Source organism: Arthrobacter sp. HS15c (genome assembly GCF_040812005.1).
Taxonomy (GTDB): Bacteria; Actinomycetota; Actinomycetes; order Actinomycetales; family Micrococcaceae; genus Arthrobacter.
In genome coordinates this window covers 1-1,343 of sequence record NZ_JBFOHM010000025.1, presented here as the reverse complement: position 1 = coordinate 1,343, position 1,343 = coordinate 1, and the positions used below count along the sequence as shown (strand labels likewise).

At 57.6% G+C, this 1,343-nt stretch carries 1 rRNA gene; it reads left to right on the top strand.

The window, feature by feature from the left end:
* A 16S ribosomal RNA gene (locus ABV518_RS22270) occupies positions 1-1,314 on the top strand; the annotation flags it as partial.
* Between the last annotated feature and the right edge of the window lie 29 nt (positions 1,315-1,343).

The window sequence follows — 1,343 nt, the reverse complement described above, 5'->3', positions numbered from 1 at the left end:
TTGTGGTTTTGGATGGACTCGCGGCCTATCAGCTTGTTGGTGAGGTAATGGCTCACCAAGGCGACGACGGGTAGCCGGCCTGAGAGGGTGACCGGCCACACTGGGACTGAGACACGGCCCAGACTCCTACGGGAGGCAGCAGTGGGGAATATTGCACAATGGGCGCAAGCCTGATGCAGCGACGCCGCGTGAGGGATGACGGCCTTCGGGTTGTAAACCTCTTTCAGTAGGGAAGAAGCGAAAGTGACGGTACCTGCAGAAGAAGCGCCGGCTAACTACGTGCCAGCAGCCGCGGTAATACGTAGGGCGCAAGCGTTATCCGGAATTATTGGGCGTAAAGAGCTCGTAGGCGGTTTGTCGCGTCTGCCGTGAAAGTCCGGGGCTCAACTCCGGATCTGCGGTGGGTACGGGCAGACTAGAGTGATGTAGGGGAGACTGGAATTCCTGGTGTAGCGGTGAAATGCGCAGATATCAGGAGGAACACCGATGGCGAAGGCAGGTCTCTGGGCATTAACTGACGCTGAGGAGCGAAAGCATGGGGAGCGAACAGGATTAGATACCCTGGTAGTCCATGCCGTAAACGTTGGGCACTAGGTGTGGGGGACATTCCACGTTTTCCGCGCCGTAGCTAACGCATTAAGTGCCCCGCCTGGGGAGTACGGCCGCAAGGCTAAAACTCAAAGGAATTGACGGGGGCCCGCACAAGCGGCGGAGCATGCGGATTAATTCGATGCAACGCGAAGAACCTTACCAAGGCTTGACATGGGCCGGATCGCCGCAGAAATGTGGTTTCCCCTTTGGGGCCGGTTCACAGGTGGTGCATGGTTGTCGTCAGCTCGTGTCGTGAGATGTTGGGTTAAGTCCCGCAACGAGCGCAACCCTCGTTCTATGTTGCCAGCGCGTTATGGCGGGGACTCATAGGAGACTGCCGGGGTCAACTCGGAGGAAGGTGGGGACGACGTCAAATCATCATGCCCCTTATGTCTTGGGCTTCACGCATGCTACAATGGCCGGTACAAAGGGTTGCGATACTGTGAGGTGGAGCTAATCCCAAAAAGCCGGTCTCAGTTCGGATTGGGGTCTGCAACTCGACCCCATGAAGTCGGAGTCGCTAGTAATCGCAGATCAGCAACGCTGCGGTGAATACGTTCCCGGGCCTTGTACACACCGCCCGTCAAGTCACGAAAGTTGGTAACACCCGAAGCCGGTGGCCTAACCCCTTGTGGGAGGGAGCTGTCGAAGGTGGGACTGGCGATTGGGACTAAGTCGTAACAAGGTAGCCGTACCGGAAGGTGCGGCTGGATCACCTCCTTTCTAAGGAGCACCTACAACCACCCTGCCGG